The 15,663-nt window shown below is 72.7% G+C and carries 14 protein-coding genes and 1 pseudogene; 11 read left to right on the top strand and 4 right to left on the bottom strand.

The genetic code is table 11. From position 1 onward, the window contains the following. Window positions 1–394: 394 nt before the first annotated feature. A complete protein-coding gene (locus tag Leucomu_RS02485; RefSeq protein WP_228407218.1) occupies window positions 395–1,378 on the top strand; it encodes a cytochrome P450 in 984 nt (327 codons plus the stop codon). A gap of 64 nt (window positions 1,379–1,442) precedes the next feature. Here Leucomu_RS02485 and Leucomu_RS02490 read toward each other — a convergent pair whose 3' ends face one another. Beyond that, window positions 1,443–1,679 (bottom strand): DUF2188 domain-containing protein, encoded by a 237-nt coding sequence (locus tag Leucomu_RS02490; RefSeq protein WP_128386231.1) that lies wholly within the window; start codon window positions 1,677–1,679, stop codon window positions 1,443–1,445. A 305-nt stretch (window positions 1,680–1,984) separates the two neighbouring features. Between Leucomu_RS02490 and Leucomu_RS02495 the strand changes: the two genes are divergently transcribed. The 8 genes and pseudogenes from Leucomu_RS02495 to Leucomu_RS15660 form a co-directional block, all read left to right on the top strand. Then, window positions 1,985–4,054: a choice-of-anchor M domain-containing protein gene (locus Leucomu_RS02495; protein ID WP_164884496.1), complete on the top strand. Its 2,070-nt coding sequence runs from the start codon at window positions 1,985–1,987 to the stop codon at window positions 4,052–4,054. Window positions 4,055–4,119: 65 nt separating this feature from the next. Further along, complete coding sequence (locus tag Leucomu_RS02500) at window positions 4,120–5,772, top strand: anchored repeat ABC transporter, substrate-binding protein (protein ID WP_017882831.1); 1,653 nt, start codon at window positions 4,120–4,122, stop codon at window positions 5,770–5,772. Further along, the gene (locus Leucomu_RS02505; protein WP_128386233.1) at window positions 5,769–6,635 is read left to right on the top strand and encodes a choice-of-anchor M domain-containing protein; all 867 of its coding nucleotides are present in this window, start codon (window positions 5,769–5,771) and stop codon (window positions 6,633–6,635) included. Before Leucomu_RS02500 ends, Leucomu_RS02505 begins: the two co-directional genes overlap by 4 nt. Continuing rightward, entirely contained in the window at window positions 6,632–6,793 is a 162-nt protein-coding gene (locus Leucomu_RS15105; RefSeq protein ID WP_164884497.1) for a hypothetical protein, read from the top strand. Before Leucomu_RS02505 ends, Leucomu_RS15105 begins: the two co-directional genes overlap by 4 nt. After that, complete coding sequence (locus tag Leucomu_RS02510) at window positions 6,790–7,536, top strand: anchored repeat-type ABC transporter ATP-binding subunit (RefSeq protein WP_128386234.1); 747 nt, start codon at window positions 6,790–6,792, stop codon at window positions 7,534–7,536. Before Leucomu_RS15105 ends, Leucomu_RS02510 begins: the two co-directional genes overlap by 4 nt. Then, window positions 7,536–8,468, top strand: coding sequence for an anchored repeat-type ABC transporter permease subunit (locus Leucomu_RS02515; RefSeq protein ID WP_017882834.1), 933 nt, complete (start codon window positions 7,536–7,538; stop codon window positions 8,466–8,468). The genes Leucomu_RS02510 and Leucomu_RS02515 overlap by 1 nt, the downstream gene beginning before the upstream one ends. A 526-nt stretch (window positions 8,469–8,994) precedes the next feature. After that, entirely contained in the window at window positions 8,995–11,202 is a 2,208-nt protein-coding gene (locus Leucomu_RS02520; RefSeq protein ID WP_267128464.1) for a choice-of-anchor M domain-containing protein, read from the top strand. Between the two features lie 560 nt (window positions 11,203–11,762). Then, a pseudogene (locus Leucomu_RS15660) lies at window positions 11,763–11,825 on the top strand (hypothetical protein); the annotation flags it as partial. A gap of 227 nt (window positions 11,826–12,052) precedes the next feature. Here Leucomu_RS15660 and Leucomu_RS02530 read toward each other — a convergent pair. Beyond that, a complete protein-coding gene (locus Leucomu_RS02530; protein ID WP_128386236.1) occupies window positions 12,053–12,592 on the bottom strand; it encodes a DUF2165 family protein in 540 nt (179 codons plus the stop codon). Continuing rightward, window positions 12,589–12,777 (bottom strand): DUF4177 domain-containing protein, encoded by a 189-nt coding sequence (locus tag Leucomu_RS02535; RefSeq protein ID WP_128386237.1) that lies wholly within the window; start codon window positions 12,775–12,777, stop codon window positions 12,589–12,591. The genes Leucomu_RS02530 and Leucomu_RS02535 overlap by 4 nt, the downstream gene beginning before the upstream one ends. Before the next feature lie 74 nt (window positions 12,778–12,851). Between Leucomu_RS02535 and Leucomu_RS02540 the strand changes: the two genes are divergently transcribed. Then, window positions 12,852–13,868 carry a hypothetical protein gene (locus Leucomu_RS02540; RefSeq protein ID WP_128386238.1) on the top strand — a complete coding sequence of 339 codons (1,017 nt, stop codon included), beginning with the start codon at window positions 12,852–12,854 and terminating at the stop codon, window positions 13,866–13,868. A 64-nt stretch (window positions 13,869–13,932) separates the two neighbouring features. On the opposite strand, the gene Leucomu_RS02545 is transcribed toward Leucomu_RS02540, so the two are convergent. Beyond that, the gene (locus tag Leucomu_RS02545; RefSeq protein ID WP_128386239.1) at window positions 13,933–14,400 is read right to left on the bottom strand and encodes an SRPBCC family protein; all 468 of its coding nucleotides are present in this window, start codon (window positions 14,398–14,400) and stop codon (window positions 13,933–13,935) included. 189 nt (window positions 14,401–14,589) lie between these two features. On the opposite strand from Leucomu_RS02545, the gene Leucomu_RS02550 reads away from it, so the two are divergent. Then, on the top strand, window positions 14,590–15,624 hold the full coding sequence (locus tag Leucomu_RS02550; RefSeq protein WP_017882840.1) for a glycosyltransferase family 4 protein: 1,035 nt from the start codon (window positions 14,590–14,592) through the stop codon (window positions 15,622–15,624). Window positions 15,625–15,663 lie beyond the last annotated feature (39 nt).

The raw sequence follows: 15,663 nt of genomic DNA on the forward strand, positions 1-15,663 counted from the left end.
CCGACGGGCTCTGCCAGCCTGATCCTCATCGGAGCGCCCGCGCCCGACAGTCGACCCCACCCCAGGAAGGACCCCACGATGAGCAACCTGCTGCGCGACGACTCGCTCTCGCTCCTCACTCGCGGTTACGGCTTCGGGGCGCGCATCTGGGAGCGCGTGCGCGACGGGGCGAGATCGGCGCCCATGCGGCTGCTCGGACGCGAGGCGCTGCTGGTGCGCGGCGCCGAGGGGGTCGCCCTGTTCTACGACGAAGGGCGGGTGGCCCGGCACGGTGCCATGCCGGCGTTCGTGCAGGAGACGCTGTTCGGACACGGCTCGGTGCACAGCCTCGACGGCGCGGAGCACCGCCACCGCAAGTCGACCCTTCGTCGACGTCGCCTACGAGGACGAGCAGGTGGCGCGGCTGGCCCCGCTGATCGAGGAGCAGTGGCGCACGGAGCTCGCCGACTGGATCGCCGGTGGGGACCGCTCCGCCTACGATGCCGCCGTCGGCGTGTTCGGCCGCGCCGGCATGCGCTGGGCGGGGCTGCCCGGCACGGCTGCGGCTCAGACCCGGTGGGCGGCGCGCCTCGCGCAGATCGTCGACGGCTTCGGGGCCCCGTACTCGCCCGAGTTCGTGATGTCGGCCCTGAACCGCGCGTGGTCCGACCGCCACGCGCAGAAGCTCGTCGAGGCGACGCGCGCCGGCCGGCTCGATCCCGCCGAGGGCACCGCGCTGCACGCGTGGGCCTGGCACCGCGATGAGCAGGACGTGCTGCTGCCCGCGCGGCTGGCCGGGATCGAGCTGCAGAACTGCATCCGCCCGCTCATCGCGGTCGCCCGTTTCGTCGCCTTCGCCGCCAAAGAGCTGCACGACCGACCCGAGTGGCGCGCCCGCATCGCCGCCGAGACCGCCGAGCGCGGCAGCCTCGTCAGCGGCCCGCTCGCGACGGCGTTCGCGCAGGAGGTGCGCCGTACTGCGCCCTTCGTGCCCGTGCTGCCCGCTTGGGCGCTCGAGGGCATCGAGCTCGACGGCGAGCGGGTGCCGGCGGGCGGTCGGGTGGTGCTCGACGTGCTCGGCACGAATCTCGACGACGGGTCGTGGGAGCGGGCCGAACTCTTCGATCCCGAGCGCTTCGTCGGGATCGACGACTACGAGGAGCTCGCGGCATTCGTGCCGCAGGGGGGGGGCGCCACGGTCGCGGGCGGGCACCGGTGCCCGGGAGAGAAGCTCGCGATCGTCGGTCTCGCCGCGGCCGTGGCAACGCTGAGCGATGAGCGCGTCGCGGTCCTGGGTCGGGGCCTCGAGGTGAATCGTCGCCGGCTGCCCACGAAGCCCGCCTCCGGTGGGCGGGTGCGAGGCGCGGGCGCGGCTGCGGATCGCTGCCCGATGCACTGAGCACGCGGGCTCCGGATCGCGCGGCCTCGGGGCCGCTTTCGGCGCCCCGGGCCAGCGCCCGCCGCTACGCGCCCTCGCCCACGACGGGGGTCTCGTCTTCCGGATCGCCGCCGTCGGTGATCGCTCCGGTCGGCTCGTCGTGCACGACGGTGTGCCGGGTGCCGCGCTCGGCGGTGAACTCGCGACTTGCCTGAACGGCCTCGTCTCGGCTTCTGAAGCTGCGCGAGAGCGCCGGATCGCCGTCGACCTCGTTCACCCACTGCCCGTTCTTCGCCTTGGTGGTGACGTCGTGCTTCGCCATGCTCTCGACCTCCTGCTCGTTCGGTCGGCGCGGCGGCCGCCGCGCCGATGATTCCCACGCTAGGCGTGCGCGGCAGGGTCGGTCAGGGGCTTGACGCGCGGCGCGCTCGGTGCCCGCTGCTTCACGCACCTCGAGCGGATCGGCCGTGTCTGTGGAGCCGGCCTCGGGCGCGCGTGCCCCGTCTCTGGCCGCGATCCGGGCGCGCCGCGACGGGCGTCGAGTTGCGCGCGTTCGGCTGATCCGCAATGGCAGTGAAAACCGTTATCAATAAGGATGGCGGTGATCCGACTTGGAAGGTTGTCTCCATGGCTTTGCTGACCCGAACGAGAGCGTCGGCGGTCTCCGTCGGCGCGCTCGCCCTTCTCGCGGGCCTCATCGCGCCCGCCGCGGCCCACGCGGCCGTCGCGGAAGACCCGATCAGGCTCGAGACGGGCCACATCGACGCGTTCAATCTCGTGCTGAACGACGACGGCTCGCCGGGGCTCGTGCTCAAGGAGGACGTGACCGGGTCGCACGTGCTGCGCACGCCCGAATCCGTCGAGCTGTTCGTGAAACCGGCGGCGCAGCAGCAGGTTCCGGCCGACTACGTGCCCGGCCTGCCGTCATCGGTCTATTTCCTGCCGCTCACGCAGGACCACAGCCTCATCTGGCCCGGCTGGGACACCCAGGCGCTCACCCCCGAGTTCGGGGCGGGGTTCTCGACCGACTTCACGGTCGACGTCGAGGGCCCCGGGCAGGTGTTCCTCTGGTCGCAGGACTCCTTCGGCGCGCCGAAGCCGCTCATGCACGGCGACGACTACGCCCTGCCCGGCGTCATCTCGCAGCCCTACCCGGCGCACACCCACGCCAACTGGGCGTTCACCGACCCCGGCACCTACAAGCTCACGGTGCAGGGCGAAGTGGCGAGCGCCGACGGCGCGAAGACCGCCACCACCAACACCGCCACCTACACCTTCGTCGTGGCGGAGCGCACGAAGCTCACCCCTGCCGCTCCGACGCAGTCGGGCAACACCGTGACGATTCCGGCGCAGCCCTGGACCGTCTACACCGACGGATCAGGCGCAGTGCTTGAAGCAGGCCCCCACGAACTGCGGGAAGACCTGACGATCACCGCCGCGCCGGCCTACGGCTTCGACCTCGCCGACGGCGCCCCGTCCGAATGGAGCTTCGACGCGCAGGCCCCGCAGGCCCCCGCGCTCTCGATCACCGGGCTGCGCGGGCACTACCACCAGAACACCCCGATCGAGCTCGAGGCGGCCTCCGACCCGGCGGCTGAGAACGCCGGCTATGCCTGGTTCATCCAGCGCACGGATCAGCCCGAGCCGGTGCGCGTCGCCGGCGTCACCGAGGCACAGCTGCGGATCACGGCCGAGCAGGCGCTGAACGGCGCCCGGGTGAGCGCCCAGCTGCTCGACGAGCACGGCGAGGCCGTGGCCTCGGCCGAGCCGGTGACGATCGAGGTCGACGACCACGGCGCGGACCCGCTGCAGAGGGTCGTGATCTCGGGCCTCGCGGGCCACTACCACCCCGGCGACACCGCAACGCTCACCGCGGGCGTCGAGCCCGCGTCGGTGCTGACCCGCTACGACTGGTTCGTGCAGCGCGACGCCGAGACGGAGCCGAGCCCGCTGCAGGGCGAGGTCTCGCAGAACGGCGCCGCCGTCTCGTTCGAGGCGACCGAGGCCCTCGACGGGGCGAGCATCTTCGCGCAGCTCAGCTACGACGACGGCGAGCGGTACGTCGTCTCGGAGCCCGTCACCCTGCACGTCGAGGATCACGGCGGCGAGCACCCGGCGCCCAAGCCCGACACGGCGCCGACCGCGCAGACGGGGGCCGCTCTCGACGGCGTCGAGGCCGGCGGCATCACGGCATCGGATACGAAACCCAGCCCGGGCGAGACCGTCACCGTGCAGATCGGCGAGGGCGACGAGTTCGCCGGCCGCTGGGTCGCGGTCTGGATGTTCTCCGATCCCGTGCTGCTCGGCGGCGATTGGCAGGCGGTGGCCGGCAACGGTTCGGTCTCCGTGACGATCCCGGCGGACGCGCCCGCCGGCGGCCACCGTCTCGCGGCCTTCGCCGAGGACGGCAGCCTGATCGGGTGGCAGGCGATCGAGGTGGCGGCTGCCGGGCCCGGCGGCGGCACGCCCGGCGGCGGCAAGCCCGGCGAGGGCACGCCGGGTGCAACGGCACCGGGCGGGCAGGCCCCGGCGGCTCAGACCCCGGCCGGTGCGAATGCACCCGCGGGAGGGGCCAAGCTCTCGACCACGGGCACCGAGCTCGCCGCTGCCGCCACCGCTGCGACGCTGCTGCTCGCCGCGGGCGTCGGCGCTGTGCTCCTCGCGCGGCGCCGCACCCCGGACGCCCCGGGCGACTGACACCGTCGATGCCGGAGCGGGCGACGGCCTCCGGGCCGCGCCCGCTCCCAGTGCGAAAGGATGACGTGAGACACCGCATCTGCAGATCGCTTCTCGCGCTCGGCGCGGCAGCGGCGCTCGCGGGGTGCGCCGCACCCGCGGCGACCGCCGACGACGGGCGCATCGAGGTGGTCACCACGACGGGGATCCTCGCCGACCTCGTGGGCAACGTGGCCGGCGACCGGGCCAACGTCGTCTCCCTGGTACCGGAGGGCGGAGACCCCCACAGCTACGAGCCCTCGCTGCGCGACGTGCGCAGCATCGTGTACGCCGACGCGGCGTTCTCCAACTACCTCATGCTCGAGGAGCAGAGTCTCATCAAGGCCCTCGACACCAATCTCCCCGAGGGCGTGCCGAACGTCGCCCTCGCCGAGGACGCCGTGAAGTATGCCGCCGAGATCATCCCGCTCGTCGAGGACGTCTCCCTCGACACGGTCTGGCTCGGCCTGCGCGTGCAGGGGAACGGCGCGCAGTACGGCGCCGATCGCACCTCAGAGGTGATCCTCTCGGCGACCGGTGTGCAGGGCCCCGGCGATCTCGTCGCCTACCTCACCGGCAGCTTCGGCGACATCGATCGATACTTCGACTCGACCGACGGCTTCGACGCCTCTCAGGGGTACGCGAACGACTCCGTCACCATCCCGCCCGACACCCACACCCACCTCAGCTGGGCCTTCACCGAACCCGGCTACTACACGCTCGACCTGCGGGGAAGCCTGCAGGTGACCCCCGACCAGCAGCCGATCGACATCGCGGCGGGCGAGATCACCTTCGCCGTGGGCGTCGACCCCTACGGTGCCCCGGGCCGCCCCGGCGCGCACGTGCTGAACTCCGGGCACTCCGACCTGGTGCTCGACCTCGACGAACACGAACTCCGCGTGCTCGTCGACCACGAGCACGGCACCTCCGAGGTGCATCAGGAGACGCTCGCCCCCGACGACCTCGTGGTCGAGGTGCCCAACAAGGCCCTGCACGAGATCCCCGGCGATCCGGCCTATCGCTTCCTCGGCCGGCCGGGCGACCAGGTCTACCAGCTCGCCCAGGCGGTGCTGGGCAAGCACGTGCACGGCGAGATCGATCCGCACCTGTGGCAGAACGTGCGCAACGCGATGTCGTACACCGAGATCATCCGCGACACGCTCATCGAGGTCGATCCGGGGGGCGCCGAGACGTACACCGAGAACGCGACCGCCTATCTGCGCGAACTCGAAGAGCTCGACGCCGAGGTGCGCGACACGATCGCCGAGATCCCGCGCGAGGCCCGCACGCTCGTCACCACCCACGACGCCTACGCCTATCTCGCGCGGGCCTACGACCTCGACATCGTCGGATTCGTGACCCCGAACCCGTCGGTCGAGCCCTCGCTCTCCGAGCGCAAGAGACTCACGGAGACCATCCGCAACCTGCGGGTGCCGGCCGTGTTCCTCGAACCGAACCTGGCCTCGCGCTCCTCCACCCTCGTCGAAGTCGCGAAAGAGCAGGGGATCGAGGTCTGCAGCATCTACGGCGACGCCTTCAGCGCCGAGGTGACGAGCTACGTCGAGATGATGCGCTTCAACGCGCACTCCGTGCGGGACTGCCTGACCGGTGCGCCGCACGGGGACGAGAAGGCCGCGGGCGCGACCGCGACGCATGAGGACACACCGGGCGCCGACGCCCACGACAAGGAGAATCAATGACCCGCTCGCGTACGAGCCGAGCGCTGCTCGGCGGTGCACTGGTGGCAGCCGCCCTCGCGCTGCTGCCGGCCTCGATGGCGCTCGCAGTGGAGGCCCCCGACGACGGGCTGACGCAGACGCTCGACCCCAATCAGGCTCAGGGCACGGGCCAGGTGGTGCTCGACGACGGGCACATCGACTTCGGCCCGACGCTCAACACGGGGGAGTGGATCGTGCAGATCCACGACGACACGGGCGCCCCATCGTACTGGCGCATGCCGTCCGACGTCGTCGCCCACGTGAACGACGCCGCGAAGCTCACGATCCCCGAGAGCGAGGACTACGCCTTTCTCGGGCTCGAGCCGGGCACCGAGGCCTGGGTGATTCCGCAGGTGCGCAAGCCCGGCGTCATCTGGACGGGCTGGAACACGCAGGAGCCCACGGTGCTCGACTCCCTGAGCATGGGCACCACGCTCAGCATCCTCGGGGTGCAGGGGCCGGGCGACGTCTCGGTCTACCTGCAGAGCGGCAACTTCGGTCAGCCCGAGCCGCTCTGGTCGACGCACGAGGCGTTCCCGCAGCAGACCTGGATCGAATCGAACACCCACACGCACGCGAACTGGGTGTTCGACGAACCCGGCGTGTACCTGGTCGAGGTGCAGTTCTCGGGCGAGCTGATCGACGGCGAGCCGGTATCGGCGCACGACACGCTGCGGTTCGCGGTCGGCGACGGAACCGATTCCGCGCAGGCGTTCACGGCCCGGTTCGACGAGTCGGCGCTCCCCGATGACACCGGCGGAGCCGACGGCGCGACGGGCCGGGCGAACCCGCGAGCGCCGGGCCCGATCAGGCGGGCGACCCGGCCGACGCGACGGGGCTCGTGATCGGGATCGTCGCCGGTGTGCTGGGCGCGGCGCTGATCGTCGCGGTCGTGGTGGTGCTGATCGCCCGGTTGGGCGCGAAGAGGCGCGCTCGGGAGCTGGCGTGGCAGCGGGCCCAGGGCCGCGGCGCCGAGCCGAACGCGAAGGAGGGAACCCGGTGAGCGTGCTCGAGGTGCAGGGCCTTTCCGTGCGGCTGGGAGGCCGGCGGGTGCTGCGGGACATCGATCTCTCGATCGGGGACGGCGAGTTCGTCGGTCTGATCGGGCCGAACGGTGCGGGGAAGACGACGCTGCTGCGCTCGGTGCTCGGCGTCGTGCGGCCCGAGAGCGGCCGGGTGCGGGTGGGTGGCGCTCCGCCGCGCCAGGCGCGCGCCGGCATCGGCTACGTGCCGCAGCGCCACGAGTTCGCGTGGGACTTCCCGATCTCCGTCGAGGAGACGGTCATGACGGGCCTCGTGCGCGACGTCGGCTGGTTTCGGCGCCCCCGGCAAGAGCACTACGACGCCGTGGCCGACGCGATCGTGCGCGTCGAGATGGGCGCACTCGCCCGTCGACCGGTCGGGGAGCTCTCGGGCGGGCAGCGGCAGCGCGTGCTCGTCGCGCGGGCGCTGGCGCTGCGGCCCCGGTTGCTGCTGCTCGACGAACCGTTCACCGGACTCGACATGCCCACACAGGAGCTGCTGCTCGATCTCTTCCGCGGGCTCGCGGCCGAGGGGCGCGCGGTGGTGATGAGCACCCACGATCTCGCGGGGGCGATGCACCAGTGCTCGCGCCTCTGCCTCGTGAATCGCACGGTGATCGCCGATGCCAGGCCGGGGGAGCTGCGCGATCCCGCGATCTGGATGCGCGCGTTCGACGTGCAGGCGACGAACCCGATCCTGTCGGTGCTGGGGGTGGCCGCCTGATGCTCTCACCGGTCGATTTCATTCAGGATCTGCTCAATCCCGACCTGCGGTTCCTGCCGAAGGCGCTGCTGGTCGCGGTGATGTCGAGCGTCGTCTGCGGCGTGATCGGCACCTACGTGGTGCTGCGGGGCATGGCCTTCATCGGCGACGCGGTGGCGCACGCGGTGTTTCCTGGCCTAGCCGTCGCCTTCGTGATCCAGGGCAACCTGGTGCTCGGAGGCGCTGTCGCAGGGGTGCTCACCGCGATCATCGTGGCGGTGTTCTCCCAGAACCGCCGCATCAAGGAGGACAGTGTGATCGGGGTGTTCTTCGTGGCGGCGTTCGCGCTCGGCATCGTGATCATCTCGCTGTCGCCCGGCTACTCGGGATCCCTGCAGCAGTTCCTCTTCGGCTCGATCACGGGCATCCCCGATGAGGACGTGCTCACGGTCGCGATCACGGGGGCGGTGCTGCTGCTCGTCGTGTTCCTGCTGCATCGCGAGTTCGTTGCGGTCACGCTCGACCGCGAGATGGCCCGCTCGGCGGGCCTGCCGGTCTTCGCGCTCGATCTCGGGCTGTACGTGATGGTGGCGATCGCGATCGTCATCTCGATCCAGACGATCGGCAACATCCTGGTGCTCGCGCTGCTCATCACCCCCGCCGCCGCGGCCCGGCTGCTCACGGACCGACTGGCCGCGATGATGCTGCTCGCGCCCGTGATCGGCGGCGGCTCCGCTCTCGTGGGACTCTACGTCTCCTGGAGCTTCGACCTGCCCGCGGGCGGCACGATCGTGCTGGTGGCGACCGCCGTGTTCCTGCTCGCGTGGGTCTTCGCGCCGAGGCACGGCCTGCTGATGCGCCGGCTGCGGAGGGCGGTGCCGATCGAGGGCGAGGAAGACGAGGACGAGGCGCCCCGGCCCCCGCGGGCTCGGCGTCTGGAGGGAGTGTCATGAACCGGCGGATCAGAGGCGGCGTGCGCGGGATCGGGATCGCGGCGCTCGTCGTGGCGCTCGCGGCGGGCTCGCTCGGCGCATCGGCGCCGGCCTTCGCGCAGGATGCGGCGGGGGGCTCGGAAGCGCAGCCGGCGCAGGGGCCCAGCCCGGATCCGAGCCCGGAGACGAGTGCCGAGCAGCCCCTCGGCGACGGCGAGCGCGCCGATCCTCAGCGAGACGGGGAGACCGGCGCCGGAGCCGAGGTCGAGGCGGCCGATTCCGGCGGGGCCGCCGCCGACACGGCGGAACCCCCGGCCGCGCCGGGGGTGCGGGCCCCGGTCGGCGCCACCGCGCCTGCCACGGCTGCGGCCCCGACGCTCGCCGAGGCGACGCCGTTCGCCGACCAGTCGGATCAGCCCGCACCCGCGAGCCGGGCCAAGCAGGTCATCGGCAACGTGCACACCGACACCGTGTCCGGTTACCTCGACGACGGACGCCTCGTGCTGGAGGCGAAGTACGACAGCCCGGGGGGCAGAAAGCCATCCGGATCGACCCGCAGGCGACCGTCTTCCACCTCGTCGACACGACGAGCAGCAGGATGCAGGTGCCGAGCGGCGGTCGGTACGGATTCATCGGCGAGGCGGGCGACACCTTCTGGTTGGCGCCGCAGACGCAGAACGCCGCCCTCATCTGGCCCGGGTTCAGCACCGAGGACGAGCGGCTGGTCGGGCAGCTGAGGGGCGGGTCGGTCGCGGTGCGCCTGCTGGGCGTCGACGGGCCGGGGAAAGCCGAGGTGTACCTGCAGGAGACCTTCGGCCCGAAGCGGGTGTTCAGCTCGAGCGAGCGACTGGCCGACTGGAGCATGGGCGTGCCGCAGCACACCCACATGAACTGGGCGTTCATCGAGACGGGCACGTACACCTTCACCTTCGAGATGGAGGCCGTGATCGGCGGCTCGGTGCAGCGGGCGCAGAACGACTACACCTTCGTGGTCGGCGACCTCGACGATCACACGGCCGCGACGGCCACCTCGTTCTCGGCCGAGTACAGCGAGGACGCCGAGGGGAACGCGGTGCTCGGCGAGCCTGTTACGTTCACCGCGACCGTCGACTCCGCCGGGGCGCGCAGCCCGGCGGGAGCCGTGCAGTTCCGCGACGACGAGAGCGGCACCGTGCTGGGCCACGCCCCGGTGGGGGCCGACGGCACCGCGTCATTCCGCACCTCCGCCCTGGCTTCGGGCCCGCACCGCATCGTGGCGGAGTTCGTGCCGACCTGGAGCACCGACTTCACCGCCTCGGAGTCCGAGCAGATGACGCTCACCGTCAGCGGCGAGGCGCAGCCGAGGCCGGAGCATGACGACGTCGACGCGGTGCCCGCCGCCGAGGTGCGCGCCGTTGCGGCCGGCGCGCACGTGCAGGTGCGGAACCCCGAGAAGACGGTGCGGGCCGGCGAGGTGGTGGCCGGCGCAGTCTCGGCGGAAGCGCTGCGGGGCGGCGACTGGGTCTCGGTCTGGCTGCACACCCCCGATCCCGTCTGGCTGGGATGGGTGCGCACGGGTACCGACGGCGGTTTCACCGAGCAGGTTCCGGCCCGCACCGCCGCCGGTACGCACGCGCTGGTGCTGAAGGACGCGGCGGGCGCCTTCCTCGGCTGGGACGAGGTGCGGGTGACCGGGCAGGCAGGGGGCCCGGAACCGGGCGGTGGAGACCCCGGAGGCGACCCGGGCGGCGGCAACCCCGGTGGGGGAGGCGGTCCCGGCGGCGGCAGCACTCCGGGCGGCGGCAGCCCCGGTGGCGGCGGTCTGCCCGTGCCGGTGCCGGCGGCCCCGACGCAGGAGTGCGTACCCAAGGTCGTGCTCGAGACCGGCCACATCGACGCTTTCAACGTCGCCGCGGCCGACGGCCAGGCCGTGCTGCAGCTCAAGGAGGACGTGACCGGCCTCAACGTGATCCGCGAGGCGGAGAGCGTGCTGCTGCGGGTCAAGGAATCGGCTTACGGCGCCGTGCCGCCGGGCATCGCGGGCGCTCCGGCGCAGGGCTACGTGCTGCCGCTGAGCCAGGACCCCGATCTGATCTGGCCCGGCTGGAACACGCTGGGGTTCACCGAGGCGAGCGGCTACACGAACGTGTCGATCAACGTCGTGGGCGTCGACGGCCCGGGGCGGATCTTCCTCGCCACGCAGGATCCGCTCGGCGCGTGGTCGCCCATCATGGACGGCTTCGCCATGCCGGGAACGATTCGTGTGCCCCACCCGGCGCACACGCACGCGGCCTGGGTCTTCTCGGCGAAGGGCAATTACAAGCTGACGGTCAACGCGACGGCGACCAGCCCGGCGACGGGACGGACGCTGACCACGGCGACGCACACCTACATGTTCCAGGTGGGCGACGTCGAGCTGGGCGATGCGTTCTGCGGGGTGGCCGTCGATCCGAACGCGGCCGCCGCGGGTCTCGCCGTCGGCAGCGCGGTCAAGCAGGCCGGGAGCAAGGCCGTCGCCGCTTCCAAGGCGAAGAACGCCGATGCCGCGGCGAAGAAGAGCGGCAGGTCGAGGTCGGCCGCGGCTGCGGGCGCGGACGGCTCGGGCAGCGGCGGGCCGGGAGCGCTGCTGGGGGCGGGAATGCACCCGGCGGCCGTCGCGGGTGTGGTCGGGGGCGGCCTGCTGATGCTCAGCGGCATCATCGGCGGCACGGTCTGGTACGTGCGCCGGCTCGGCTCGGCGTCGGCGGCGACCGCCTCGGCGGCGGTACCGGCGTGAGCGCGGCCGGCGGAGAGGGCCGGCGCCGAGCCGTGCCCGAGGCGGGCCCGCCGAGACGCTTGATCGTGGGTTCTCTGCTCGCCGGCCTCGTCGGAGCGGGCTGCGTGTCGGCGGCGCTGCTGCTCGGCGCCCCGGCCCCCGGTGCGGACGTCGCGCCCGCCGTCGCGCCCGTCGCGCTCGCCGAACCGGTGGCCGCCGAGGCCGGGCCGAGCACGGCCGCCGCCGAGCCCGCGGGGCGCCCGGCTCTCGACCCCGGGTGGCTCGCCGAGACGGCCGCCCGCACCGGCATCGCTCCGCGGGCGCTCGAGGCGTACGCCTCGGCCGCGCACCGCATCGCGCGCGAGCAGCCCGCGTGCGGGCTGGGCTGGAACACGCTCGCGGGGATCGGGTTCGTCGAGTCCGAGCACGGCACCATCTTCGGGGGCGCACTGGAGGGCAGCGGGGCGGCGTCGCCTCAGATCATCGGCATTCCGCTCGACGGCGTCTCGACGAAGGCCGTGCCCGATACCGACGACGGGCGGCTCGACCGCGACCCGGTGTGGGATCGGGCGGTGGGGCCGATGCAGTTCATCCCCTCGACCTGGGCCGAGTGGGGCGGCGACGGCAACGGCGACGGCATCGCGGATCCGCAGAACATCGACGACGCGGCCTACTCGGCGGCCCGCTATCTCTGCGCGGCGGGGGCGATCTCACCGACCCCGACCGCTGGATCGCCGCGGTCGCCGCCTACAACGACACGATCGAGTACAACCACCGAGTGGCCGAGGCCGCCGAGCACTACGCGTCTTCCTCGGCGGGCTGAGGCCGGCTCCCCGGGCGCAGGGCGCACCGCGCCCCCGCCCGTCAGTGCCTATCGGTTCTCGCGTGCGAGCGGCTCGCCCTCCCGCAGCGTCACCTCGCGCGGTTCGTTCATCGCGAGCAGCACTGCGAAGCCGGCCCACAGTGTGACGATGCCCATCGCGGTGTCCTTGCCGTTCCACGTGTCCGACTGCCACATCGCGAACCACTCGGAGCCGATCACGATGAAGCCGATGAACCAGATCGCGAAGCCGAGCGCGTAGGCCGCGTAGCCCCACTTGCGCGCGGCGTCGTACTCGGCGACCCCGGCCGCGCGCCGCAGGAACAGTTTCACCGCGCCCACGATCGCGAGCACCGCGAAGACGCCCTCGGCCACGATGATGCCGATGTAGCCGACGGTCCACACCCAGGGCGCCGTGATCGCGCGCCACATGAGCGCGTTGCCCTCGAAGGTGGTGTCCATCGAGAGCACGTGCTTCACGAACTGGTAGTTCGAGTCGTAGTCCATGAGATTGCCGGCGAAGACGAACAGGGCGAACAGGCCTGCCGAGAACAGTGTGAACGCCTGCAGCAGGCGCAGCGGGTGCTTCATTGCTTCCCCTTCCGTGCGAACACGAGGTCGAGGCGCGGATCGGCGTGGGTGTCGAGGGGGATCGCCTGGATGAACTCCCAGCCGTGCTCGGCCCGCTCGCGGATCACGTCGCGGTAGTCGATCTCGAGCGCTGCGCCCTCGCGGCGGCGGCGGATCGGAATGCTGACGAACGAGTACTCGCGCATGGCGCACCTCCGTCTCCACCATGGCACCGCGGCGGGGACGAGTCAACGCCCCCGAACAGATTCCCCGAGCTTCCATGTCGGCTCCGTACAATCGCGGCGTGGACGAAACGCAGACCGGCACCGTGATCATGGCGCCCGAACACCTCGAGCACCGACCGGCGTTCGCCCGGGCGCTCGACCGAGCGCTCGCGGTGCAGCGCCCCGTGGTGCTCGCGCACATCCGCAGCGTGCGGCTGCGCCATCCCGGGGCGACGCCGGATCAGGTGATCCGCATGCTCGAACGCCGCTACCTGCTCGCGATCACGGGCGGCGGCGCCGCGGTGGGGGCGACCGCGGTCATCCCGGTGATCAGCACGCCGGCGACACTCGCCCTCTCGGGGGTCGAGACGGTGGGGTTCCTCGAGAGCACCGCGCTGTTCGCGCAGTCGGTCGCCGAGGTGCACGGCATCCCCGTCGAGAACCCGGATCGCGCCCGCGTGCTCGTGATGACGCTCATGCTGGGGCAGGAGGCGGGCGAGTTGCTCGGCCAGTTCACGAAGCAGGTCGTGGGCAAGGGCGTGGGGCGATCCGCGTTCTGGGGCGAGATGGTGACGAAGTCGCTGCCGCGCGGTGCGGTGCGGCCGGTGCTCGACAAGCTGCAGCGCTCGTTCGTGCGCCACTTCGCGAAGATCGGGGGCGGTTCGCTCGTGGGCAAGGCGCTGCCGTTCGGGATCGGGGCCGCCGTGGGCGGTGCGGGCAACCACATCCTGGGGCGCCGCGTCGTCGCGGCCTCGCGTCGCGCCTTCGGCCCGGCTCCCGCGGGCTTCGCTCCCGAGCTCGCCCCCCGCGAGGGCGCGGAGCGGCTCGAGCGCCGCATCCTGCGAGGCGCGCGCACCGCGGGCGGTTCGATCGCGGCGGGCGCCGGCGCGGTGGGGCGCACGGCGAAGCGCGCGGCGGGCTCGGTGAGGCGGGGCTCGCGGCGGGCGTCCGAGACGACCGACGCGGGATCGCCGGCCGAATTCGCGGCGACGGCAGCCGGAGCGCCCGAGGAGCTCGAGGCTCCGCACTCCGGCGCCGGAGACGACGGGGCCCAGCCGGCTCGGCCCGAGTGATCGCGCAGCGGTCGGGCGGGGAGCTGCCGCGCGGCCCTGCGCGGCCAGACCCTGCGCGCCCCGCTCAGGCGTCGGAGACGGCGGCGGCGAGCAGGTTCAGCGACTCTTCGAGCTGCTCCTCCGAGACGGCCGGGAAGATCGGCACGAGCTGCGGATCGGTCACCCTCGACCAGTCGTAGGTGAGCGTGACCCGCGTGGATCCCGAGTCGATCGCCTCGAGCTCGTAGAGCCACTCCCACCCGTCGGGCTCGTCGGGGTTGCGGGCCTGGGCGGGCTGCCAGCCCACCATCTTGTTCTCGTCGTAGGCGGTGACGTGGTTGTGCATCTGGTAGTCGCCCATCGCGTCACGGTGCATGTTCATGACGAAGACGTCGCCCACGCCCTGGATGCGCTGCGACTTCTCGTCGGAGCGCACCATGCCCGAGCCGTCGAACTCGGGGTGCCTGGCGGGCAGCGTCAGCAGGTTGAAGATGGCCTTCGTGGGCGCGTCGATGGTGCGGGTGACGGCGGTGCGGGTCTCGGTGGTAGTCATGTCCCCAGCCTGCCGCAGCGCCGGGGCGGAGTCACGGGGGTTCGATGGCAGCGAAACCCCCTTGCCACAAGCCCCTCCCCCCTGCTCCACGAGTGAGCCTAAGATCGGCGGTGAGGCGCGGGGGACGGTGCCGGGGGCGGCGGTCGCTCCCGGGCGGCGGCCGTGCCGGGCGGACGGGGGTGAGGCGGCATGGGGCGACGGATCGGCTTCGCGCGCTGGCGCAGCGACGTCGCGAGCGGCGGCAACCGCTACGACGACGAGATCTCGGGCGAGCTGCGCGGGCTCGGGATCGAACTGCGCGAGCACCCCGTCACCGGGGCCTGGCCCGTGGCTGGCCCCGGCGACCGCGAGCGGTTCGCGACGCTTCTCGAGGCTGAGCAGCGCTGGCTGGTCGACAACATCGTGGCCGCGGCGGCGCCCGAGGCGATCGCTGCCGCGACGGGGGCGGGCCGCGCGGTCGTCGTGCTGATGCACTACTTCCCCTCCGACGACCTCTCCCTGCCGTCGCGGGATCGCGCCGCGCTCGCCGCATCCGAGGAGCGGGCCGTCAGGGCGGCGAGCGCCGTCGTCGCGACGAGCGCCTGGACGGCCCGCGAGGTGGCGCGGCGGTACGGGCGGCACGACGCGCTCGTCGCAGTCCCGGGGGTCGATGCGGCCGACCCGGCTGCCGGTTCCGAGCGCGACGGCCGGGCTCCGGCGCTGCTCTGGTTGGCGCGGGTCACCGAGACGAAGGATCCGCTCGCCCTTGTCGACGCGCTCGCCCAGCTGCGCGAACTGCCGTGGACGGCTCGACTGGTGGGGCCGCACACGGCGCACTCGGATCTCAGCCGCGAGCTGCGGCGCCGCATCGCGGCGGCGGGTCTCGCGGATCGCCTCGAGATCACGGGCCCGCGCACCGGTGCGCACCTCGAGCAGATCTGGCAGCGCACCGACCTGCTGGTGCACACCGCGCGCTCCGAGGCCTACGGCATGGTCGTGAGCGAGGCGCTGGCCCGCGGCATCCCATCGATCGTGCCGCTCGGCACCGGCGCGATCGAGGCGCAGCAGGGCGCGGGCTCCGCGTTCCCGCCGGGTGATGCCGAGCGGCTGTCGCAGGAGCTGCGGGGGTGGCTCGCCGATCCCGAGCTGCGCCGACGGTGGCGGGACCTCACCGCCGAGCTGCGCCCGCGCCTGCCCACCTGGACGGCGGCGGCCCGGGTCATCGCCGGGGCGTTCCCTCCGTAGCGCTCGGTCGCGCCGGGGACGCCCGGCAGTGCGACCGAG

This window comes from Leucobacter muris (assembly GCF_004028235.1).
Taxonomy (GTDB): domain Bacteria; phylum Actinomycetota; class Actinomycetes; order Actinomycetales; family Microbacteriaceae; genus Leucobacter; species Leucobacter muris.

Excerpts from the sequence above, each read along its gene's own strand:
- Leucomu_RS02530 (WP_128386236.1), bottom strand. The coding sequence starts at position 12,592 with ATGAAGCACCCGCTGCGCCTGCTGCAGGCGTTCACACTGTTCTCGGCA.
- Leucomu_RS02490 (WP_128386231.1), bottom strand. The coding sequence starts at position 1,679 with ATGGCGAAGCACGACGTCACCACCAAGGCGAAGAACGGGCAGTGGGTG.
- Leucomu_RS02550 (WP_017882840.1), top strand. The coding sequence starts at position 14,590 with ATGGGGCGACGGATCGGCTTCGCGCGCTGGCGCAGCGACGTCGCGAGC.
- Leucomu_RS02515 (WP_017882834.1), top strand. The coding sequence starts at position 7,536 with ATGCTCTCACCGGTCGATTTCATTCAGGATCTGCTCAATCCCGACCTG.
- Leucomu_RS02540 (WP_128386238.1), top strand. The coding sequence starts at position 12,852 with ATGTCGGCTCCGTACAATCGCGGCGTGGACGAAACGCAGACCGGCACC.
- Leucomu_RS02495 (WP_164884496.1), top strand. The coding sequence starts at position 1,985 with ATGGCTTTGCTGACCCGAACGAGAGCGTCGGCGGTCTCCGTCGGCGCG.
- Leucomu_RS02535 (WP_128386237.1), bottom strand. The coding sequence starts at position 12,777 with ATGCGCGAGTACTCGTTCGTCAGCATTCCGATCCGCCGCCGCCGCGAG.
- Leucomu_RS02545 (WP_128386239.1), bottom strand. The coding sequence starts at position 14,400 with ATGACTACCACCGAGACCCGCACCGCCGTCACCCGCACCATCGACGCG.
- Leucomu_RS02505 (WP_128386233.1), top strand. The coding sequence starts at position 5,769 with ATGACCCGCTCGCGTACGAGCCGAGCGCTGCTCGGCGGTGCACTGGTG.